17 protein-coding genes and 2 tRNA genes are annotated in these 22,055 nt (G+C 73.1%); 15 read left to right on the forward strand and 4 right to left on the reverse strand.

Annotated elements, in window-relative coordinates:
* The first annotated feature begins 43 nt into the window (after window positions 1-43).
* The 11 genes from ACF1ED_RS19845 (at window position 44) to ACF1ED_RS19895 (ending at window position 12,734) form a co-directional block, all read left to right on the forward strand.
* A tRNA-Ala gene (locus ACF1ED_RS19845) sits at window positions 44-116 on the forward strand.
* Between the two features lie 72 nt (window positions 117-188).
* Window positions 189-261 (forward strand) — tRNA-Ala (locus ACF1ED_RS19850).
* A 272-nt stretch (window positions 262-533) separates the two neighbouring features.
* Complete coding sequence (leuS, locus tag ACF1ED_RS19855) at window positions 534-3,401, forward strand: leucine--tRNA ligase (protein ID WP_391762114.1); 2,868 nt, start codon at window positions 534-536, stop codon at window positions 3,399-3,401.
* Window positions 3,402-3,534: 133 nt separating this feature from the next.
* On the forward strand, window positions 3,535-4,263 hold the full coding sequence (locus ACF1ED_RS19860) for a hypothetical protein (protein ID WP_391762116.1): 729 nt from the start codon (window positions 3,535-3,537) through the stop codon (window positions 4,261-4,263).
* A 110-nt stretch (window positions 4,264-4,373) separates the two neighbouring features.
* Window positions 4,374-5,219, forward strand: a complete 846-nt coding sequence (locus tag ACF1ED_RS19865) for a DegV family protein (RefSeq protein ID WP_391762118.1) — start codon at window positions 4,374-4,376, stop codon at window positions 5,217-5,219.
* A 398-nt stretch (window positions 5,220-5,617) separates the two neighbouring features.
* The gene (locus tag ACF1ED_RS19870; RefSeq protein WP_391762120.1) at window positions 5,618-6,313 is read left to right on the forward strand and encodes a helix-hairpin-helix domain-containing protein; all 696 of its coding nucleotides are present in this window, start codon (window positions 5,618-5,620) and stop codon (window positions 6,311-6,313) included.
* Window positions 6,310-8,826: a ComEC/Rec2 family competence protein gene (locus ACF1ED_RS19875; protein WP_391762122.1), complete on the forward strand. Its 2,517-nt coding sequence runs from the start codon at window positions 6,310-6,312 to the stop codon at window positions 8,824-8,826. The genes ACF1ED_RS19870 and ACF1ED_RS19875 overlap by 4 nt, the downstream gene beginning before the upstream one ends.
* 141 nt (window positions 8,827-8,967) lie before the next feature.
* Window positions 8,968-9,585 carry a winged helix-turn-helix domain-containing protein gene (locus ACF1ED_RS19880; protein WP_391762124.1) on the forward strand — a complete coding sequence of 206 codons (618 nt, stop codon included), beginning with the start codon at window positions 8,968-8,970 and terminating at the stop codon, window positions 9,583-9,585.
* A gap of 6 nt (window positions 9,586-9,591) precedes the next feature.
* Window positions 9,592-10,857, forward strand: coding sequence for an MFS transporter (locus ACF1ED_RS19885; protein ID WP_391762126.1), 1,266 nt, complete (start codon window positions 9,592-9,594; stop codon window positions 10,855-10,857).
* Window positions 10,858-10,884: 27 nt separating this feature from the next.
* Window positions 10,885-11,727: an arylamine N-acetyltransferase gene (locus ACF1ED_RS19890; protein ID WP_391762128.1), complete on the forward strand. Its 843-nt coding sequence runs from the start codon at window positions 10,885-10,887 to the stop codon at window positions 11,725-11,727.
* A 104-nt stretch (window positions 11,728-11,831) separates the two neighbouring features.
* Complete coding sequence (locus tag ACF1ED_RS19895) at window positions 11,832-12,734, forward strand: YceI family protein (protein ID WP_391762130.1); 903 nt, start codon at window positions 11,832-11,834, stop codon at window positions 12,732-12,734.
* Here ACF1ED_RS19895 and ACF1ED_RS19900 read toward each other — a convergent pair.
* On the reverse strand, window positions 12,731-12,973 hold the full coding sequence (locus tag ACF1ED_RS19900; RefSeq protein WP_043221500.1) for a hypothetical protein: 243 nt from the start codon (window positions 12,971-12,973) through the stop codon (window positions 12,731-12,733). The genes ACF1ED_RS19895 and ACF1ED_RS19900 overlap by 4 nt on opposite strands.
* 55 nt (window positions 12,974-13,028) lie before the next feature.
* Between ACF1ED_RS19900 and holA the strand changes: the two genes are divergently transcribed.
* A complete protein-coding gene (gene holA / locus ACF1ED_RS19905; RefSeq protein ID WP_391762132.1) occupies window positions 13,029-14,021 on the forward strand; it encodes a DNA polymerase III subunit delta in 993 nt (330 codons plus the stop codon).
* A 434-nt stretch (window positions 14,022-14,455) separates the two neighbouring features.
* Here holA and rpsT read toward each other — a convergent pair whose 3' ends face one another.
* Entirely contained in the window at window positions 14,456-14,722 is a 267-nt protein-coding gene (rpsT, locus tag ACF1ED_RS19910) for a 30S ribosomal protein S20 (protein WP_043221497.1), read from the reverse strand.
* 218 nt (window positions 14,723-14,940) lie between these two features.
* Between rpsT and lepA the strand changes: the two genes are divergently transcribed.
* The 3 genes from lepA (at window position 14,941) to hemW (ending at window position 20,171) form a co-directional block, all read left to right on the forward strand.
* Window positions 14,941-16,809, forward strand: a complete 1,869-nt coding sequence (gene lepA, locus ACF1ED_RS19915; RefSeq protein WP_365085357.1) for a translation elongation factor 4 — start codon at window positions 14,941-14,943, stop codon at window positions 16,807-16,809.
* A 203-nt stretch (window positions 16,810-17,012) separates the two neighbouring features.
* On the forward strand, window positions 17,013-18,890 hold the full coding sequence (locus ACF1ED_RS19920; protein WP_391762135.1) for an AMP-dependent synthetase/ligase: 1,878 nt from the start codon (window positions 17,013-17,015) through the stop codon (window positions 18,888-18,890).
* A 39-nt stretch (window positions 18,891-18,929) separates the two neighbouring features.
* Window positions 18,930-20,171: a radical SAM family heme chaperone HemW gene (gene hemW, locus ACF1ED_RS19925; protein ID WP_391762137.1), complete on the forward strand. Its 1,242-nt coding sequence runs from the start codon at window positions 18,930-18,932 to the stop codon at window positions 20,169-20,171.
* Window positions 20,172-20,283: 112 nt separating this feature from the next.
* Here the strand turns inward: hemW and ACF1ED_RS19930 are convergent, their stop codons facing one another.
* Window positions 20,284-21,090, reverse strand: coding sequence for a DUF3097 domain-containing protein (locus tag ACF1ED_RS19930; RefSeq protein WP_391762139.1), 807 nt, complete (start codon window positions 21,088-21,090; stop codon window positions 20,284-20,286).
* 132 nt (window positions 21,091-21,222) lie between these two features.
* Window positions 21,223-21,960: an MBL fold metallo-hydrolase gene (locus ACF1ED_RS19935; protein ID WP_391762141.1), complete on the reverse strand. Its 738-nt coding sequence runs from the start codon at window positions 21,958-21,960 to the stop codon at window positions 21,223-21,225.
* Between the last annotated feature and the right edge of the window lie 95 nt (window positions 21,961-22,055).

The raw sequence follows: 22,055 nt of genomic DNA on the forward strand, positions 1-22,055 counted from the left end.
CCGCGAGGAAGCCCGAGAGGGAGCCGGGCGGAGACGATCACGAGGGGCTATAGCTCAGTTGGTAGAGCGCCTGCATGGCATGCAGGAGGTCAGGAGTTCAATTCTCCTTAGCTCCACAGAAGGCAGACGGGCCATCCCATACCGGATGGCTCTCCGCGCTTCTGCGGTAGGCTGAACGCCGCACGTGAGGGGCTATAGCTCAGTTGGTAGAGCGCCTGCATGGCATGCAGGAGGTCAGGAGTTCAATTCTCCTTAGCTCCACAGACGACAGAAGCGGGTCATCCGGACAGGATGGCCCGCTTTCGTCGTTCCCGGCCGCACCGCGGACGTCGCTGCGGCCCCTGTGAGCCCTGCGGTACCCTGGCGCCATGCGTGCCGTACGCCTCCTGCTTATCGAGCCGCGCTGACCAGTCCCGACGGGCGGAAGAAACCCCGTCGGAGTCGGCGCGGCGTCCCCTCCTGTGCGAGGGGATTTTTCATTTCGTGGCAGTTCGTGGCAGTGGGCAGAGACGATCGATGGAGCTTCTAGGACCATGACCGAGATCAACACGGCCGCCGAGACGGCGGCCCCGCATCGCTACACGGCGGCCATGGCCGCCGACATCGAGGCACGCTGGCAGGACGTCTGGGACGCCGAGGGCACCTACGAGGCGCCGAACCCCTCCGGCGACCTGGCGGGCGACCCCGAGGTCGCCGCCCGGCCCAAGAAGTTCATCATGGACATGTTCCCGTACCCCTCCGGTGCGGGCCTGCACGTCGGCCACCCGCTCGGCTACATCGCCACGGACGTCTTCGCCCGCCACGCGCGCATGACCGGCCACAACGTGCTCCACACCCTCGGCTTCGACGCCTTCGGCCTGCCCGCCGAGCAGTACGCCGTGCAGACCGGCACGCACCCGCGCGTGTCCACCGAGGCCAACATGGAGAACATGAAGGCCCAGCTGCGCCGGCTGGGCCTGGGCCACGACAAGCGCCGGTCGTTCGCCACGATCGACCCGGACTACTACAAGTGGACCCAGTGGATCTTCCTGCAGATCTACAACTCCTGGTACGACACCGAGGCCGCCAAGGCCCGCCCGATCGCCGAGCTGATCGAGCAGTTCGAGAACGGCACCCGCGAGATCCCCGGCACCACGCGCGCGTGGTCCGAGCTGTCCGCCGCCGAGCGCACCGAGGTCCTGGGCGAGTACCGCCTGGCGTACGCCTCCGAGGCGCCGGTCAACTGGTGCCCCGGCCTGGGCACCGTCCTCGCCAACGAGGAGGTCACCGCCGACGGACGCTCCGAGCGCGGCAACTTCCCCGTCTTCAAGTCCAAGCTGCGCCAGTGGAACATGCGCATCACCGCCTACGCGGACCGTCTGCTGGACGACCTCGACGGCCTGGACTGGCCCGAGGCCATCAAGCTGCAGCAGCGCAACTGGATCGGCCGCTCCGAGGGCGCCCGCGTCGACTTCCAGGTCGGCGACACCGGTGCCATCACCGTCTTCACCACCCGCCAGGACACCCTCTTCGGCGCCACCTACATGGTGCTGGCCCCCGAGCACGACCTGGTCGAGAAGATCGTCCCGGCCGCCTGGCCCGAGGGCACCCACGACGTGTGGACCGGCGGACACGCCACGCCCTCCGAGGCCGTCGACGCCTACCGCAAGCAGGCCGCCTCCAAGTCCGACGTGGAGCGGCAGGCCGACGCCAAGGAGAAGACCGGCGTCTTCACCGGCGCGTACGCGACCAACCCGGTCAGCGGCGAGCGGGTCCCCGTCTTCATCGCCGACTACGTCCTCATGGGCTACGGCACCGGCGCCATCATGGCCGTCCCCGCCCACGACACCCGCGACTTCGCCTTCGCCCGTGCCTTCGAGCTGCCGATGCGCTGCGTCGTCGAGCCGAGCGACGACCGCGGCACCGACCCCGCCACCTGGGACGACGCCTTCGCCTCGTACGAGGCGAAGCTGGTCAACTCCGCCAACGACGAGATCTCCCTGGACGGCCTGGGCGTCGTCGCCGCCAAGGAGAAGATCACCGCCTGGCTGGCCGACCGCGGCATCGGCGAGGGCACCGTCAACTTCCGCCTCCGCGACTGGCTGTTCAGCCGCCAGCGGTACTGGGGCGAGCCCTTCCCGATCGTCTACGACGAGGACGGCGTGGCCCACGCGCTGCCCGAGTCGATGCTCCCGCTGGAGCTGCCCGAGGTCGAGGACTACTCGCCGCGGACCTTCGACCCGGAGGACGCCGACACCCGGCCGGAGACCCCGCTGTCCCGCAACGAGGACTGGGTCAACGTCACCCTCGACCTGGGCGACGGGCCGAAGAAGTACCGCCGCGAGACCAACACCATGCCCAACTGGGCCGGTTCCTGCTGGTACGAGCTGCGCTACCTCGACCCGCACAACGACCGGAAGCTGGTCGACCCGGCCGTCGAGCAGTACTGGATGGGCCCGCGCGAAGGCATGCCGACCGGTGGCGTCGACCTGTACGTCGGCGGCGCCGAGCACGCCGTGCTCCACCTGCTGTACGCCCGCTTCTGGTCCAAGATCCTCTTCGACCTGGGCCACATCTCCTCGGCCGAGCCCTTCCACAAGCTCTACAACCAGGGCATGATCCAGGCCTTCGTCTACCGCGACGCCCGCGGCATCGCGGTGCCGGCCGCCGAGGTCGAGGAGCGCGACGGCGCCTACTGGTACGAGGGCGAGAAGGTCAGCCGCGTCCTCGGCAAGATGGGCAAGTCCCTGAAGAACGCCGTCACGCCGGACGAGATCTGCGTCGAGTACGGCGCCGACACCCTGCGCCTGTACGAGATGGCGATGGGCCCCCTGGACGTCTCCCGTCCCTGGGACACCCGTGCCGTGGTCGGCCAGTACCGGCTGCTCCAGCGCCTGTGGCGCAACATCGTCGACGAGGCGACCGGCGAGGCCACCGTCGTCGACACCGCGCCCGACGACGACACGCTGCGCGCCCTGCACAAGGCGATCGACGGCGTCGCCCAGGACATGGCCGGGATGCGCTTCAACACGGCGATCGCCAAGATCACCGAGCTGAACAACCACCTGACCAAGTCGGGCGGCGCGGTCTCCCGCCCGGTCGCCGAGCAGCTGGTGCTGCTGGTCGCCCCGCTCGCCCCGCACATCGCGGAGGAGCTGTGGCGCCGCCTGGGCCACACCGACTCGGTCGTCCACCAGGACTTCCCGGTCGCCGACCCGGCGTACGTGGTCGACGAGGCCGTGACCTGCGTCGTGCAGATCAAGGGCAAGGTCAGGGCCCGCCTGGAGGTCTCCCCGTCGATCTCCGACGCCGAGCTGGAGGCGCTGGCCCTGGCCGACCCGCACGTCGTCGCGGCCCTCGGCGGTGCCGAGATCCGCAAGGTGATCGTGCGCGCGCCGAAGCTGGTGAACATCGTGGCCTGAGTGCCGCGACGGACCCAGGGGTTTCCCCTACGGGCAGGTTGGGGGTTCCGATGGAACCTCCAGCCTGCCCGTTCCGTTTACCGTGGGAGGACCACAGCCGTGGGACGCCGACGGAGCCTGAGGAGCGACGCATATGGACGCCACGATTGTCACGATCCTGGTGCTGCTCTTCCTCTCGTTCGTGGCGCTCGGGGTCTACGCCACGGTGAAGGTGGCCAAGGCGGCCAAGCGCGGCGTCGACCGGACCCTCGACCAGGCCCGCCGCACCGTCGAGGACACCACTCTGCGGGCCAAGAGCTTCGGCCAGGTCGGCGTCGCCGCCGAGCTGGCCAAGCTGCGGCTCTCGCTGCGCTCCTCGATGCGCGCCACCCAGGACGCGCTCCAGGCGGGAGCCGTCGAGGACGCCTCGCTGCGGGAGTCCCTCGACCTCTTCGCCCGGCTCAGCGCCCATGGACGCGAACTGGACGAGGACCTCAAGCGCCTGGAGCGGGAGCCGGACAAGGCGTACGTGGCCGGGCAGCTGCCGGAGCTCACCGTCCGGACCGAGCGGATCACCGGCTCGGCCGACGCGCTGCGGCAGGCCGCCCGTGACCGGGCCCGGCGCTTCGCCGAGGACGACCTGGAGACGCTGAGCGCCCAGATCGACGTCGAGACGGGCGCGCTGCGCCACTGGACCACCACCGACGACGCGGGAGCGGCCGCCGCCGGCTCGGAGGCCGCGCAGACGGCCTGGTACGAGTCGGCCCCCGCGCCGGAGGCGCAGCCGCGGGCCGGGGAGACGCCGCAGGCCATCACCGCGCCCGACCCCCGGGCCACCCCGTACCCGTGGGAGAAGACGGCCCGTCCGGAGTCCGCCGGCTGACCACCGGACGACCGCCGGCGGGGCCGCGCGGGTCTCCCGACGGCTCGCCCGGCGGTCTCCGGCCGGGGCCGGGCTGCCGAGCGGCGGTCGCTGCGGGTAACCTCCCGCTCATGTCCCGGCATGTCGCGATCGTCACCGATTCAACGGCCTACCTGCCACCCCAGACGATGGAGCGGCACGCCATCACCGCGGTCCCGCTGACCGTCGTCATCGGCGACCGCGCCCTCCTGGAGGGCAGCGAGATCTCGGCCAGATCGCTCGCCGAGGCGCTGCAGAAGCGGCGCTCCGTCACCACCTCCCGGCCCAGCCCCGAGGTCTTCGCCGCCGCCTACCGGGAGGCCGCGGAGGCGGGCGCGCGCGGGATCGTCTCCCTCCACCTCTCCGCCGAGGTCTCGGGCACCTATGACGCCGCCGTGCTCGCGGCGAAGGACGCGCCCGTCCCCGTACGGGTCGTGGACACCCGCATGATCGGGATGGCCCTCGGCTTCTGCGCCCTCGCGGCGGCGGAGGTCGTGGAGTCCGGCGGCTCGCTGGAGGAGGCGGTCGCCGCGGCCGAGAAGCGCGCCGGGGACACCTCCGCCTACTTCTACGTCGACACCCTGGACTATCTGCGCCGGGGCGGCCGGATCGGGACGGCGCAGGCGCTGCTCGGGTCCGCGCTGGCCGTGAAGCCGCTCCTCGAACTCGACGGGGGCCGCATCGAACTGCGGGAGAAGGTGCGGACCGCGTCGAAGGCGATCGCGCGCCTGGAGGAGCTGGCGGTCGAGCAGGCCGGCTCCGGCCCCGTCGACATCGCCGTCCACCACCTCTCCGCGCCGGAGCGGGCCGAGGTGCTGGCCGAACGCCTTCGGGAGCGGGTGCCCGGCATCGACGAGCTGCACGTCAGCGAGGTCGGCGCGGTCATCGGCGCGCACACGGGGCCGGGGCTGCTCGCGGTGGTCGTCTCCCCGCGCTGAGACCGGCCCTCTCACCCTTGTGGGTGAGGGAGTTGTCCACAGGTACGGCGCTCTCCACAGAAGCCGGAGGGCGACGGCACGGGGCGGCGGCGGACCCTACCGTCGCAGACATGGATCTTCGTACGGCTTCTTCGACTTCTTCGGCTTCTTCTGGTTCTTCGGGTTCTTCGGTCTCCTCGGGTTCCTTGCCCCGTTCCCGGGTCGGGCCCGGGTCCACGGGGCCTCGTCGGGGGGCGCCGCCCGGGAGGGCGCGGCGGCGGACCCGGGTGCGGTGGGTTCTGGCACCGCCGGAGGCGGCCGGGGGCGAGACGGGCGTCGTACGGGAGCGGGGCGACGCGCTGTTTCCGCCGCCGGTCCCGGAGCCGCAGGTTCCGGAGCCGCCGGTAGTGGAGCCCTCGGTGCCGACGGCCGGTGGGGTGGGGGAGCGGCGGTGGCGGGCGGCGGTGCGGGAGCGGCTGCCGGTGTGGGTGCAGACGCGGTGCGGGCTGGAGCCGAGGTCGCTGGCGGCGCTCGCCGTGGTGCTGGGGGTGGCGGCCTGTGCGGCGGGTGGCTTCTTCTGGGCGGGGCGGCCGGAGCCGGTGCGGGCGCCGGAGCTGGTCCGGGTCGCGCCGGTGGTGGCTTCGCCCGCGTCGGCGTCGGCGGCCGGTGCCGGTCCTGAGGGAGGTGCTCCCACGAAGGTCGTCGTCGACGTGGGAGGGAAGGTCCGCAGGCCGGGGGTGCTGACCCTGCCGGCCGGGTCGCGGGTCGCGGACGCGCTGCGGGCCGCCGGAGGTGTGCGGGAGGGAGCGGATCTGACGGGGCTCAACCGGGCCCGGGTCCTCTTCGACGGTGAGCAGGTGCTGGTCGGGGTGCCCGGAGCGCCGTCCGGTGGTGGTGCTGGGCCGGGACCGGGCGGGAGCGGTGTGCCGCTGAGCCTCAACACGGCGACGGCCGAGCAGTTCGACGGGCTGCCGGGCGTGGGACCGGTGCTCGCGCGGCGGCTCGTGGACCACCGGACGGAGCACGGCGGGTTCCGTGCGGTGGAGGAGCTGCGCGAGGTCGACGGGATCGGCGAGAAGCGCTTCGCGGACCTCCAGCCGCTGGTGCGGCCGTGACGCGGGAGGAGGGCGCGGTGGCGGCGCTCGCGGAGGAGGAGGCGTGGCGCGAGGAGCCGGTCGATCTGCGGCTCGTTCCGCCCGCGCTGGCGGCCTGGGCGGCGGCCGCCGTGGCGCTGGGGGTGGCCGGCTGGTGGGCCGTCGCCGGTGTGGGGCTCTGTCTGGCCGGGGCGGCGGTGTCGCTGACGCCGGCGGGTGCGCGGTGGCTGACCGGGGGACGGGATCCCGCTTCGGGCGGTGGTGGAGGCGGAGGCGGTGGGTCGCCGGGGTGGCGGCTGCGGGCCACCGCGTGGGCCGGGGTGTTGCTGTGCGCCGCGGCGGGTGCCGCTTCGGCGGGGCTGCACGCGGCCGATCTGCGGCGGGGGCCGGTGCCCGTCCTGGCGCGGGAGTACGGCCGGGCCTGGGCGGAGGTGACGGTGACCTCGGACCCCCGGCTCACCCGGCCCCGGGTGAGCGGGCGGGCGAGGGTGCCGGTGTCGGTGGTGATGGACGCCGAGGTGGTCCGGGTGGAGCGGGCGGGCGGAGCGGCCGTACGGACCCGTGCGCCGGTGCTGCTGATCGTGGCTCCGGGGGAGGGGCGGGACGCCTGGCTGGGTCTGCTGCCGTCCACGCGGCTCCGGGTCGGTGCCCGCTTCGCGCCGCCCCGGGAGCCCGGGGACCCGTACGCGGCCGTGCTCAGGGCCGGGGCGGGGCCGCCGCGGATCGTGGGGCCGCCGAGCGGGCTCCAGCGGACGGCCGGCGGGCTGCGGGCCGGGTTGCGCGCGGCGACCGACGGGCTGGCCCCGGACGCGCGGGCGCTGCTTCCCGGCCTGGTCGTCGGGGACACCTCGCGGATCGGCACCGAGCTGCGGGACGCCTTCGAGGCCACGGATCTCACGCACTTGCTGGCCGTCTCCGGAAGCAACCTCTCGATCGTGCTGCTGCTGCTCGTCGGGCGGCCCGGGCGGGCGCGGCAGGTGGAGCGGGGCGGGCTCGCGCCCCGGATCGGGCTGTCGCTGCGCGGTACCGCGCTGGCGGGGGCGGGGCTCACGCTGGCGTTCGTGGTCGTGTGCCGGCCGGAGCCGAGCGTGCTGCGGGCGGCGGCCTGCGGGCTGGTCGCGCTGCTGGCGATCGCCACCGGCCGGAGGAGGTCGCTGCTTCCGGCGCTGGCCACGGTGGTCCTCCTGCTGGTGCTGTACGACCCCTGGCTGGCGCGGAGTTACGGCTTCCTGCTGTCGGTGGTGGCGACCGGGGCGCTGCTGCTGGTGGCGCCGGGGTGGAGCGAGGCGCTGCGGCGGCGCGGGGTGCCGGGGCGGCTCGCGGAGGCGCTGGCCGCCGCGCTGGCGGCGCAGGCGGTGACCGCGCCGGTCGTGGTGGTCTTCGCGGCCCGGATGAGTCTGGTGGCGATTCCGGCGAACCTCTTCGCGGAGCTGGCGGTGGCGCCCGCGACGGTGTTCGGCTTCGCCGCGCTCGCGGTGGCGCCGGTGTGGACGGCGGGTGCGGAGGGCCTGGCGTGGGTGGCGGGCTGGCCGGCCGGCTGGATCGCCGGGACGGCCCGGGCGGGGGCGGCGCTGCCGGGGGCGGAGCTGGCGTGGCCCGGGGGCTGGTGGGGAGGGGCGGCGCTGGCGCTGCTCACGGTCGCGGTGGTGGCCGGGGTGCGGCGGCTGCGCAACCGGACCTGGCCGGTGCTCGGGGTGGTGGTGCTGCTGGTGCTCGTGGTGGCGCGGCCGGTGCCGCTGGTGCGCTGGATCTCCGGCTGGCCGCCGCCGGGCTGGGTGTTCGCGATGTGCCAGGTCGGCCAGGGGGACGCCACGGTGCTGGCGGCGGGCAGGGGTGCGGGGGTGGTGGTGGACGCGGGGCCGGATCCGGCGGCGGTGGACCGGTGTCTGCGTGAACTGGAGGTGAGACAGGTGCCGTTGCTGGTTCTGACGCACTTCCACGCCGATCATGTGGCCGGTCTGCCGGGGGTGTTGAGGGGGCGGTCCGTGGGGGCGATCCAGGTCACGGGGCTCGACGAGCCGCCCGGGCAGGCGGAGTTCGTCCGGCGCGTGGCGGGTGCGGCGGGGGTGCCGGTGGTGCGGGCGGAGCCGGGGGAGCGGAGGCGGATCGGAGCGCTGGAGTGGCGTGTGCTGTGGCCGCCGGCGGGGCCGGGGCCGCCGGGTGGCGGTCCGAACGACGCCAGCGTCACGCTGTTGGTCCGTGGGCCGGGCGGGGTGAGCGTGCTGCTGCTCGGCGATCTGGAGCCGCCGGCGCAGCGGGCCCTGCGGCGGGCGCATCCGGAGCTGGGCGCGGTGGACGTCCTGAAGGTGGCCCACCACGGGTCCGCGCACCAGGACCCCGGGCTGACCGCGGCCGTGCGGCCGCGGCTGGCGCTGGTCTCCGCGGGCAGGGACAACGAATACGGCCATCCGTCGCCCCGGACGCTGGAGGCGTTGCGGGCGGGTGGGGCGCGGGTGCTGCGGACCGACCGGGACGGGGCCGTCGCCGTGGCCGGTGCGGGGAGCGGACTGGTGGCCGTGGCGCGGGGCTGGTGACTGTGGCGCGGGGGTGGTGACCGGGGCGGAGGGGGTTCCCGCCGGGGGCGGCTCCTTGGGAAGCGGTTCCTGGAACGCTTCTAAAGGAACCCTTGTAAAGAAGTCCTTGTAAAGGAATCTTTCTATAGATAGCTTTAGAACATGCCGGAGAACAGTGCGCCGCGGCCCGAGGGCGCCACACCCCACAGCGTCAGGCTGACCGACCCCCGGGCCCTGCGGGCCTACGCCCACCCGCTGCGGATGACCCTGGTCGGCCTGCTGCGCCGGCACGGGCCCTTCACGGCCACCCGGGCCGCCGAGCTGACCGGCGAATCGGTGGCCAGCTGCTCGTACCACCTGCGGATACTCGCCAAGTACGGACTGGTGGAGGAGGCGCCGGGCGGGCGCGGCCGGGAGAAGCCCTGGCAGGCCACCGCCCGCTACACCGAGTGGCCCGGACACAGCGACGACCCGTCGGTCGCCCAGGCGACCGACGAGCTCAACGTGGCCGTCGCGGAACGCTACTTCGGGCGGTTCGCCCAGGTCCTGGAGAACCGGAGGGGCGTCCCGAAGGAGTGGCGGGAGGCCGAGCTGTTCGGCGACTCCCTGGTGTACCTCACCCCCGAGGAGCTCACCTCCCTCGGGGAGCGGATCGACGACCTGCTCGGGGCCTACCTCGACCGCGAGGAGGACCCGGCGGCCCGGCCCCCGGGCGCCCGGCCCGTCAGCTTCCTGAAGATCGCCTATCTGGACCCGGACACCGACGAAGACGAGGAGTGAGCAGGGATGGCCCTCACCGCACGGCTTCCGGAACTGCTGCGCGAGCGGACCTTCCGCCGCTACTGGACGGGGCAGACGGTCTCGCTCGTCGGCGACCAGATCTCCCTCATGGCCCTGCCCCTCGCCGCCGTGCTGGTGCTCGGCGCCGACGCGGCCCAGATGGGCTGGCTCAAGACCCTCGAACTCCTCCCGGCCCTGCTGCTCAACCTGCCCTTCGGGGCCTGGGCCGACCGGCGGGCGAACCGCCGCCGAATCATGATCGCCACGGATCTCGGGCGGGCCGCGCTGCTGCTCACCCTGCCCGTCGCCCACGCCCTCGACCTGCTGACGCTCGGACAGCTCTACGCGGTCGCCTTCGGGGTGGGAGCCCTGTCGGTGCTCTTCGAGGCCTGCAACGTCACGCTCTTCGTGGCCCTCGTCCCGACCGAGCGCTACGTACAGGCCAACTCGCTGGTGAACGGCAGCCGTTCGATGGCCTGGCTGGCCGGGCCCGGCATCGGCGGCGTCCTCGTGCAGGTGCTCACCGCCCCCGTGGCGCTGCTCGCGGACGCCCTCACCTACCTGGTGTCGGCCGGATACCTGGCGAAGGTACGGCCGGCCGAGCCCGCCCCGGCACCCGTGGCCAAGGGCCACTTCACGGAGGGGATGCGGTGGGTGCTGCGGGAGCCGTCGATGCGGGCGCTCTTCGCCGCCTCCGGCACCGTCCAGTTCTTCAACTACATGTTCCACACGCTGTTCGTGCTCTACGTGACCAGGGAGCTGGGGCTCGGCGCGGGCCTGCTCGGTCTGGTGCTCGGCACCGGAGCCGTCGGCGGACTGCTCGGGGCGGTGTGCAGCGGGGCGGTCGTCCGCCGGATCGGCATCGGCGGCTCCCTCGTCGCCGGCTTCCTCGGCTTCACCCTGCCGCTGGTCCTCATACCCGCGGCGGACGGGCCGCTGCCGCTCGTCGTGGGCGTGCTCTTCGCCGCCGAGTTCCTGTCCTGCGCCGGCGTGATGATCGTCGACGTGGCCGCCGGATCCTTCCAGATGGCGCTCATCCCCGACGCCGTGCGCGCCCGCGTCATGGGCGCCTTCCGTACCCTCAACCACGGCTTCCGCCCCCTCGGGGCCCTCGCCGGCGGCGTGCTCGGCACCGCGATCGGGCTCCGCCCCACCCTGTGGATCGCCACCGTGGGCGCCGTCTTCGCCGTCCTGTGGCTGCTGCCCTCGCCCCTCCCGCGGATGCGCGAACTGCCCACCCGGGACCGGGAACCGGCCGGGGCCGCCCCGTGACGCGGGCCGAACCGGCAGACTGCCGCCATGAACGATCATGAGACGTCCGAGGGCCTGACGACCGCTTCCGTGGAGCGGTACCTGGAGCGCCTCGCCGCCGCGCGGCCGGAGCGGGCGGACGCCGGGGCGCTGCGGGAACTGCACCTGAGGCATCTGCTGACGGTGCCCTTCGAGAACCTGTCCATCCACCTCGGCCAGGACATCGTCCTCGACGAGGAGGCGCTGGTCGACAAGGTGACCGTGGCCCGGCGAGGCGGGTTCTGTTACGAGCTGAACGCAGCGTTCGCCGCACTGCTCCGGGCGCTCGGCTACCGGGTCGAGCTGCTCCAGGCACGGGTCCTCGGCCCGGACGGGCGGGTGGGGATCCCGTACGACCACATGGCCCTGCTCGTGGTGGACGCGGACGGCGGACGGTGGCTGGCCGACGTGGGCTTCGGCGACCACAGCCACCACCCGCTCGCCCTCGACGAGCGCGGTGAACAGGCGGATCCGTCGGGGACCTTCGTGATCCGGGAGGTCCCGGGGACCGGCGGAGACCTCGACGTGGTGCGGGACGGCAGGACGCGGTACCGCCTGGAGCCGCGGCCGAGGGTCCTCGCGGACTTCACGGCCGGCGCCTGGTACCACCGGACCTCGCCCGACTCCCACTTCACCCGGGGGGTGATCTGCTCGCTGCTCACCGAGGACGGCCGGGTCAGCATCGGAGGCCGGAAGCTGTACCGGACCGTGGCGGGGGAGCGCACCGAGCGGGAGCTCGGCACGGACGAGGAGCTGCGCGAGGCGTACCGGGAGCTGTTCGGCATCGTGCTCGACGAACTGCCGGCCCCGCCGGCCGCGCCCGAAGGGGAGGAAGCGAAGCGGAATCCGTAATTCGGACTCGTCGGCAATAAGGCCGCGTTTGCCTCGAACGCCCCAGGGGTGATCGAATGCGAAGTCGTTGCATAGTGAACGAGTCGCACGGGGGTGCGTGGAAGATGTTCGGTGGTCTCTTCGGCAAGCGGGGGAGCGGTGGCGGCGGCCGGGGCGGTGCCCTCGCCGGTTTCACCGTGCCCGCCTCGGCGGGGGTGCTCAGCTGCCGGGTCCTCGACCCCGTCCACGAACCCCTGCGGCAGGCCGAGTTCGCGCTCACCGACGCGGCCGGGCGCAAGGTGCTGGGCGGGGAGACCGACCCGTACGGCACCCTGCTCGCTACCGTCCCGGCCGGCGAGTACCGGATCGCGGTCACCTCCGACGGGTACACGCCGCACCACGCCACCGCCGTCGTCGACCGGGGCCTCCACGCGGACCTCGGGGACGTCCTGCTCCAGGTCGCCCCGCAGCCGCCGCTGCCCGAACCCGGCGACTGGGAGATCGACCCCACCCACTCGCAGATCGGCTTCACCGCCCGGCACATCGGGCTGGCGCGGATCCACGGCCGGTTCAACAGCTTCGCCGGGGCGGTCCGGATCGCCGACCGCATGGAGCACTCCGCGATGCACGTCGTCATCGACGCGGCCTCCATCGACACCGGGGTCCAGATGCGCGACGACCACCTGCGCTCCGGTGACTTCCTCGACGTCGGCGTCCACCCGACCATCGAGTTCTTCAGCGAGCGCTTCACGCACCGCGGCGGGAGCCGCTGGAGCGTCACCGGCGCGCTCAGCCTCCACGGCGTGAATCGCACCGTCGCCCTGGACACCCAGTACCTCGGCCTCGGCAGCGGCCTGGAGGGCGAGGCCCGCGCCGCCTGCCGGGCCACCACCGAACTGCACCGCGAGGACTTCACCCTCACCTGGCAGACGCTGCTCGCGCGGGGCATCGCGGTCGTCGGCTCCAGCATCGCGATCGACCTGGACATCCAGATCGTGCGCAAGGACGCGGGCCGGGGCGCCTCCTAGGGCGCCTCCAGCCAGCCCTCGTACTCGGCGGCGAAGTCGTCCAGAGCCGCCGGGTCGAGGCGGCCGTCCGGGTCCTCGACCACCACCAGCCACTGCGCGTCCTCGGCGTCGTCCTCGCCGGCCAGCGCGTCCCGGACCAGCTGCGGTTCCTCGGCCACCCCGAAGCGGGCGGACAGCTCCTCGGACAGCTCCTCGGCGGCGTCGCGGTCGGGGAGCACCAGTACGTGTCGTTCACTCACCCGGCCATTCTCGCGCGCGGCCCGTTGTCGGCGGGGCGTGGGATGCTGGACCGCGATGGCCACCAGAAAGACTTCCAGCGACGACCTCCTCGGCCCCGTCACGCTCGCCGTGGGCCAGGAGGACCTGCTCCTCGACCGTGCCGTCCGGGAGGTGGTGGCGGCCGCGCGGGCCGCCGACGCCGACACGGACGTGCGGGACCTCGCCCCCGACCAGCTCCAGCCGGGATCCCTCGCCGAGCTCACCAGCCCCTCGCTCTTCGCCGAGCGCAAGGTGCTGGTCGTGCGGAACGCGCAGGACCTCTCGGCGGACACCGTCAAGGACGTGAAGGGGTACCTCGACGCGCCCGTCGAGGACATCACGCTCGTCCTGCTCCACGCCGGCGGCGCCAAGGGCAAGGGGCTCCTCGACGCGGCGCGCAAGGCGGGGGCGCGGGAGGTGGCCTGCCCCAAGACCACGAAGCCCGCGGAGCGGCTGACCTTCGTGCGGCAGGAGTTCCGGGCCCTCGGGCGGTCCGCCACGCCCGAGGCGTGCCAGGCGCTCGTCGACTCCATCGGCAGCGACCTGCGGGAGCTGGCCTCCGCGGTGACGCAGCTGACGGCGGACGTCGACGGGACGATCGACGAGGCGGTCGTCGGGCGCTACTACACCGGGCGGGCCGAGGCGTCGTCCTTCAACGTGGCCGACCGGGCCGTGGAGGGGCGGGCGGCGGAGGCACTGGAGGCGTTGCGCTGGTCGCTGTCGACCGGGGTCGCGCCCGTGCTCATCACGAGCGCGCTCGCGCAGGGCGTACGGGCCATCGGCAAGCTCTCCTCCGCGCGCGGCGGACGGCCCGCCGACCTCGCGCGCGAGCTGGGCATGCCGCCGTGGAAGATCGACCGGGTGCGGCAGCAGATGCGGGGCTGGACCCCCGACGGCGTCGCCCTGGCCCTGCGGGCCGTCGCCGAGGCGGACGCGGGGGTGAAGGGCGGGGGCGACGATCCCGAGTACGCCCTGGAGAAGGCGGTCGTCGCGGTGGCGCGGGCCGCGAGGTCCAGGCGCCCGTCCTGACACGCCGCCGCGGGGCGCGGGTCCCTGCGGATCCCTGCCGGTCCCTGTGGTGCGGTGTGGGCGGTGCGGGGTTGCGTCTTGCTCGGGGTGCGTTTTGCTCGGGGTGCGTCCTGCGCGGCCGCGGGGCGCGTCCCCGTGAGCGCGGGGCCGCCGCGGCGGGGCGATGATCGCGGGGCGCCGGGCCCTGCGCGGGTGCGGCCCGCTGTGGGGCGCCGCTTCGCGGCCCCCCACCCCGCCCCCGCCCCCACACGCCAAAAGGCCCCGCCCCGCTCCTGGGGAAGGAGGGGGTGGGGCCTTCGGCTACTGCTGGGTGGTCCCGTACACGCGTGGCGAACGCGTGTCGCGTACGGGCCGGGTGGCCGGGGCGGGAGCGGTAGAGAGGGTCCGCTGGGTCCCTTGCGGCCGGGTGGTGCCTGAGATCAGGAGATCCGGTCTCAGCCCTGGAGGGAGGCGACCTTGACCGCCAGCGCCGACTTCTTGTTGGCGGCGGCGTTCTTGTGGATGACACCCTTCGAGACAGCCTTGTCGAGCTGACGCGAGGCGGCACGGGCGGCCACGGTGGCCTTCTCGAGGTCGCCGGCGGCGACAGCCTCACGGGCCTTGCGGATCGCGGTCTTGAGCGACGACTTGACGGCCTTGTTGCGCAGGCGCGCCTTCTCGTTGGTCTTGTTCCGCTTGATCTGGGACTTGATGTTCGCCACTGAAAGAGCCTTTACAGGTTCGATGTTTCTTCAGGATGTGCCGCGCGGCTGAGAGGGCGCACGAGACACAGCTGTCCACGGTATCAGGCGCTCTCCCGGCCGCCCAAACGGAGGGCGGGAAGGGCCGGTGAACGCCCGAACCGGACGTGGCGCCGTGGGCATGGGACGATGGGGGCTACGTATCCGTGCCGAACACCGCCCCGAGACGAGAACCCTGCGTGCCCGCGACTCCTACCAACGTGCCCGAGCCGAGCCGTACCGACCCGGCTCTGATCCGTAACTTCTGCATCATCGCGCACATCGACCACGGCAAGTCCACGCTCGCCGACCGGATGCTCCAGCTGACCGGTGTGGTCGACCAGCGGCAGATGCGCGCCCAGTACCTCGACCGGATGGACATCGAGCGTGAGCGCGGCATCACGATCAAGTCCCAGGCGGTCCGGCTGCCCTGGGCCCCCACGGAGGGGCCGGAGCAGGGGCGGACGCACATCCTCAACATGATCGACACCCCCGGGCACGTCGACTTCACGTACGAGGTCTCGCGGTCGCTGGCCGCCTGTGAGGGCACGATCCTGCTGGTCGACGCGGCCCAGGGCATCGAGGCGCAGACCCTCGCCAACCTCTACCTGGCGATGGAGAACGACCTCACCATCGTTCCGGTCCTCAACAAGATCGACCTGCCGGCCGCCCAGCCGGAGAAGTTCTCCGAGGAGCTGGCCAACCTCATCGGTTGCCAGCCGGAGGACGTGCTCAAGGTCTCCGCGAAGACCGGCATGGGCGTCGAGGCCCTGCTGGACCGCGTCATCGCGGACGTGCCGGCGCCGGTCGGCGTCGCCGACGCCCCCGCCCGCGCGATGATCTTCGACTCCGTGTACGACTCGTACCGGGGCGTCGTGACGTACGTGCGTGTCGTCGACGGGCAGCTCAACAAGCGCGAGCGCATCAAGATGATGTCGACCGGCGCGACCCACGAGCTCCTGGAGATCGGCGTCTCCTCCCCGGAGATGACGCCGTCGGACGGTCTCGGCGTCGGCGAGGTGGGCTACCTCATCACCGGCGTGAAGGACGTCCGCCAGTCCAAGGTCGGTGACACGATCACCTCCCTGCACCACGGCGCCACCGAGGCCCTCGGCGGCTACAAGGACCCGAAGCCGATGGTCTTCTCGGGTCTCTACCCGCTGGACGGCTCCGAGTACCCGGACCTGCGCGAGGCGCTCGACAAGCTCCAGCTCAACGACGCCGCGCTGGTCTACGAGCCGGAGACCTCCGCCGCGCTGGGCTTCGGCTTCCGCGTCGGCTTCCTCGGCCTCCTCCACCTCGACGTGATCCGCGAGCGGCTGGAGCGCGAGTTCGGGCTCGACCTGATCGCCACCGCCCCGAACGTGGTCTACCGCGTCGTGATGGAGGACGGCAGCGAGCACACCGTCACCAACCCGAGCGAGTTCCCCGAGGGCAAGATCGACGACGTGTACGAGCCCGTCGTACGCGCCACGATCCTGGCCCCCAGCGAGTTCATCGGCGCGATCATGGAGCTGTGCCAGACCCGGCGCGGCACCCTGATCGGCATGGACTACCTCTCCGAGGACCGGGTCGAGATCCGCTACACCCTGCCCCTCGCCGAGATCGTCTTCGACTTCTTCGACCAGCTGAAGTCCAAGACGCGCGGGTACGCCTCCCTCGACTACGAGCCCACCGGCGAGCAGGCGTCCAGCCTGGTCAAGGTCGACATCCTGCTGCACGGCGACAAGGTCGACGCCTTCTCGGCCGTCACCCACAAGGACGCCGCCTACGCGTACGGCGTGCGGCTCGTCGCCAAGCTGCGCGAGCTCATCCCGCGGCAGGCCTTCGAGGTGCCCATCCAGGCCGCCATCGGCTCCCGGGTCATCGCCCGCGAGACCATCCGCGCCATCCGCAAGGACGTCCTCGCCAAGTGCTACGGCGGTGACATCTCCCGCAAGCGGAAGCTGCTGGAGAAGCAGAAGGAAGGCAAGAAGCGCATGAAGATGGTCGGCTCGGTGGAGGTCCCGCAGGAGGCCTTCATCGCCGTCCTGTCGAGCGACGAGTCCGGCGGCAAGTCCAAGAAGTAGTCGGTCCGCCGTGTGCGAACGGGTCCGCGTGCCTCCGGCGCGCGGACCCGTTCGTTATCCACAGGCCCTTACGTACCGGACGTCGGCGCTCTAATGTGAAGCCCCCCGAAGGTTACTCGTGAGTTAGTTACGCATTCGCACCTGAGTGAGTTCCGCACCCGTAGTTGCACCCCAACAGGCACCGCCGCCGCCCGGAGGACGACGTGAGCGACAACCAGACCCAGATCGACAACCGGCCGCCCTCCGTCGCGGCGCTCTTCCTGGAACGGGTCGAGCGCACTCCCGACGCGGAGGCCTACCGCTACCCGGTGCCCGCCGCCTCCGGCGCGGGAGCCGACGACTGGAAGTCGCTCAGCTGGGGCCAGGCCGCGCGGCGGGTCTACGGCATCGCCGCCGGCCTGATCGACCTCGGGGTCCAGCCCGAGGAGCGCGTCGCCCTCGCCTCCTCCACCCGGGTCGAGTGGATCCTCGCCGACCTCGGCGTGATGTGCGCCGGCGCCGCCACCACCACGGTCTACCCGCAGACCAACGCCGAGGAGTCCGCCTTCATCCTCTCGGACTCCGAGTCGAAGGTGCTCATCGCCGAGGACGCCGCCCAGCTCGCCAAGGCCGTCGAGCGCCGCGCCGAGCTGCCGCACCTCCACCACGTGGTGGTCGTCGACCCCGAGGGCGCCGACACCTCCGACGAGTGGGTCCTCACCCTCGCCGACCTGGAGGCGCGCGGAGCCGCGTACCTGGAGAAGCACCCCGAGGCGGTCAAGGAGCGGGTCTCCGCGATCACCGCGGAGCAGCTCGCCACCCTCATCTACACCTCCGGCACCACCGGCCGCCCCAAGGGCGTGCGCCTGCCGCACGACAACTGGTCGTACATGGCCAAGGCCATCGCCGCCACCGGCCTCGTCACCCGGTCCGACGTCCAGTACCTGTGGCTGCCGCTCGCCCACGTCTTCGGCAAGGTCCTCACCTCCGGTCAGATCGAGGTCGGCCACGTCACCGCCGTCGACGGCCGGGTCGACAAGATCATCGAGAACCTGCCGGTGGTCCGGCCGACCTACATGGCGGCCGTCCCCCGCATCTTCGAGAAGGTCTACAACGGGGTCGCCGCCAAGGCCCGCGCCGCCGGCGGCGCCAAGTACAAGATCTTCCAGTGGGCCGCCGGGGTCTCCCGCGAGTACGCCAAGGCCACCCAGGACAACTTCCGCCGCACCGGCACCGCCTCCGCGCCCTTCGGCCTCACCGCCAAGCACAAGGTCGCCGACGCCCTCGTCTACGCCAAGATCCGCGAGGCGTTCGGCGGCAACCTGCGCGCCTGCATCTCCGGCTCCGCCGCCCTCGCCCCCGAGATCGGCTACTTCTTCGCCGGCGCCGGCATCCACATCCTGGAGGGGTACGGCCTCACCGAGTCCTCCGCCGCCTCCTTCGTCAACCCCGGCGAGGCCTACCGCACCGGCACCGTCGGCAAGCCGCTCCCCGGCACCGAGGTCCGCATCGCCGACGACGGCGAGATCCTGCTCCGCGGCCCCGGCATCATGGAGGGCTACCACGGCCTCCCCGAGAAGACCGCCGAGGTCCTGGAGGCCGACGGCTGGTTCCACACCGGCGACATCGGCGAGCTCTCGGCCGACGGCTACCTCAAGATCACCGACCGCAAGAAGGACCTGATCAAGACCTCCGGCGGCAAGTACATCGCCCCGGCCGAGGTCGAGGGCCAGTTCAAGGCCGTCTGCCCGTTCGTCTCCAACATCCTGGTCCACGGCGCCGACCGGAACTACTGCACCGCCCTCATCTCCCTCGACGAGCCCAGCATCCTCGGCTGGGCCGCCGAGCACGGCCTGGGCGGGAAGACGTACGCCGAGGTCGTCGCCGCCCCGCAGACCGTCACGCTCGTCCAGGGCTACGTGGACCGGCTCAACGAGGGCCTCCAGCGCTGGCAGACGATCAAGAAGTTCCGCCTCCTGCCCCGCGACCTCGACATCGAGCACGGCGAGCTCACCCCCTCGCTGAAGCTGAAGCGCCCCGTCGTGGAGCGCGAGTACAAGGCACTCATCGAGGAGATGTACGCGGGCTCCCGCGAGGCCTGACCCCGCGCGGCCCGCCCCCACCCCGGGCGGTACGGGACAATGGACCCCATGCCTTCCGTACTGCCCGATGGTGAGCCCGTGCCCGAGGACGGGGCGCTGCCCCCGCACGCCCTGGAAGGGGCGGGGGAGCGGCCCCTCGGGTTCTATCTGCACGTGCCGTACTGCGCCACGCGGTGCGGCTACTGCGACTTCAACACCTACACCGCGAGCGAGCTGCGCGGCGCCGGCGGCGCGCTCGCCTCGCGGGACAACTACGCGGGCCAGGTCGTCGAGGAGGTCCGGCTCGCCCGGAAGGTCCTCGGCGACGACCCGCGGCCGGTGCGGACCGTCTTCGTCGGCGGCGGCACGCCGACGCTGCTGGCCGCCGGCGACCTCGTGCGGATGCTGGGGGCGATCCGGGACGAGTTCGGGCTCGCGGACGACGCCGAGGTGACGACCGAGGCCAACCCGGAGTCCGTGGGCCCGGAGTACCTCGCCGAGCTGCGCGCCGGCGGGTTCAACCGGATCTCCTTCGGGATGCAGAGCGCCCGGCCGCACGTCCTGAAGGTCCTCGACCGCACCCACACGCCGGGGCGCCCCGAGCAGTGCGTCGCGGAGGCCCGCGCGGCCGGCTTCGAGCACGTCAACCTCGACCTGATCTACGGGACCCCCGGCGAGAGCGACGACGACTGGCGGGCCTCGCTGGACGCCGCCCTCGGGGCCGGGCCGGACCACGTGAGCGCGTACGCCCTGATCGTCGAGGAGGGGACGCAGCTGGCGCGGCGGATCCGGCGCGGCGAGGTGCCGATGACCGACGACGACGTGCACGCGGACCGGTACCTGATCGCCGACGAGGCCTTCGAGAAGGCGGGGTTCTCCTGGTACGAGGTGTCCAACTGGGCCGCCTCCGAGGCCGGGCGCTGCCTGCACAACGAGCTGTACTGGCGCGGCGCCGACTGGTGGGGCGCTGGCCCGGGCGCCCACTCGCACGTGGGCGGGGTGCGGTGGTGGAACGTCAAGCACCCGGGGGCCTACGCCGCGGCGCTGGGGGCGGGGAAGTCGCCCGGCGCCGGGCGGGAGCTGCTGTCCGGGGAGGACCGGAGGGTCGAGCGGATCCTGCTGGAGCTGCGGCTCCGGGAGGGGATCGAGCTGTCGGTCCTCAAGCCCGCGGGGCTGGCGGCGGCGCGGAAGGCGCTGGAGGACGGCCTGCTCGACGCGGAGCCGTACGCCGCGGGGCGGGCCGTGCTGACGCTGCGGGGGCGGCTGCTCGCGGACGCGGTGGTGCGGGACCTGGTGGACTAGGGCCTGTCCGGCCGTTCCCGCCGGGTCCGGCCCGCTCGTGCGGCGTGGTCCGGGCCCGGGAGCGGAGGCGCCCGGGAAGGGCGCCGCCCCGCGGGGGCGGGCGGGGGCGCGGCTACGGCGCCGTCACGAAGTCGATGAGCTCCTCCACGCGGCCCAGCAGCTCCGGCTCCAGGTCCTTGTAGGACGTGACCCGCTTGAGGACGGCCTGCCAGACCGCACCGGTGTTGTCGGCGGGCCAGCCGAGGGCCCGGCAGGTGCCGGTCTTCCAGTCCTGGCCCCGGGGGACCTCGGGCCAGGCCCGGATGCCGAGGACGGAGGGCTTCACCGCCTGCCAGATGTCGACGTAGGGGTGGCCGACCACCAGCACGTCGGGGGAGGTCACCCGGGCGGCGATGCGGGACTCCTTGGAGCCCGGGACCAGGTGGTCGACCAGCACGCCGAGGCGGGCGTCCGGGCCCGGGGCGAACGCGGCGACGATCTCCGGCAGGTGGTCGACGCCCTCCAGGTACTCCACGACCACGCCCTCGACGCGCAGGTCGTCGCCCCAGACGCGTTCCACCAGCTCCGCGTCGTGACGGCCCTCGACGTAGATGCGGCCCGCCCGGGCCACCCGCGCCCGCGCGCCCGGGACGGCGATCGAGCCGGAGGCCGTACGGGCGGGGCGGACCGGGCCGCCCGACGCGGGGCGGACCAGCGTGACGACCCTGCCCTCCAGGAGGAAGCCGCGCGGGTCCAGCGGGAAGACCCGGTGCTTGCCGAAGCGGTCCTCCAGCGTCACCGTGCCCGCCTCGCAGCGGATCACCGCCCCGCAGAAGCCCGTCGACACCTCCTCGACCACCAGGTCCGGCTCGGCCGGGACCTCGGGGGCGGGGGCCTGCTTCTTCCACGACGGGGTGAGGTCGGGGTCGTAACTACGCAAGGGTTCCGGTCCTCCGGGTGCGCTGGCGGTGGTCTCTGCCGGGGGCTCGGGGTCGCCCCGGGGACGCGGCCTGGGTGGTGCCGGGGCCCGGGCGGTGCCGGGATCCGGAGGGTGGCCGCGCGTTCCGGGACGCTACGACACCCGGAAGCGGCGTGCCAGCTCATCGCGCTGGCGTCGGACGAAAGCCGCGTCGACGACCGCGCCGTGGCCGGGGACGTACAGCGCGTCCTCGCCGCCGAGGGCGAGGAGCCGGTCGAGGGCGTCGGGCCAGCGGGCGCCGATCGCGTCGGGACCCGCCTGGGGCTCGCCGGACTCCTCGACCAGGTCGCCGCAGAAGACGGTCTCGCGCTCGCCGGGGACCAGGAGGACCAGGTCGTGGCCGGTGTGGGCGGGACCCACGTTGGCCAGGAGGACCTGCCGGCCGCCCAGGTCGAGGGTCCACTCGCCGGTGACGGTGTGGCGCGGGGCCACCAGCGCCTCCGCCGCCTCGGCCGCCGCCCGCTCCTCGACCCCCTGGCGCACCGCGTCCTCGTACAGCTCCTCCCGGGTCCGGGCGGAGCCGAGGAGCTCGTCCGTGCCGACGGCGCCGAAGACCTCCGCGCCGGAGAAGGCGGCGGTGCCGAGGACGTGGTCGAAATGGGGGTGGCCGAGTGCGATGTGCGTCACGCGCCGGCCGCCGGTGATCGCCTCCGCCTGGGCCCGGATCCCGGCTCCCTCGGCGAGCGTGGCACCGGTGTCGTACAGCAGCACGGCCTTGTCCCCCACGACCAGTCCCGTGGTGGCGTCCCAGCCGGGGAGCCGTCGCCGGCCCACCCCGTCCGCCAGCCGTTCCCACCCCTGAGCCGCCCAGACCGCCTGTTCGATGTCCATGCGACCGACGCTAGCGGGTCCGCCTCCTTGCCAGGAGCGACCGGCCCGGCCGTACACTGGCCGGGGGTTTCCTGGCACTCGGGCAGGGCGAGTGC

The organism is Streptomyces sp. NPDC014656, assembly GCF_043084305.1.
In the GTDB taxonomy this organism is placed as follows: Bacteria; Actinomycetota; Actinomycetes; order Streptomycetales; family Streptomycetaceae; genus Streptomyces.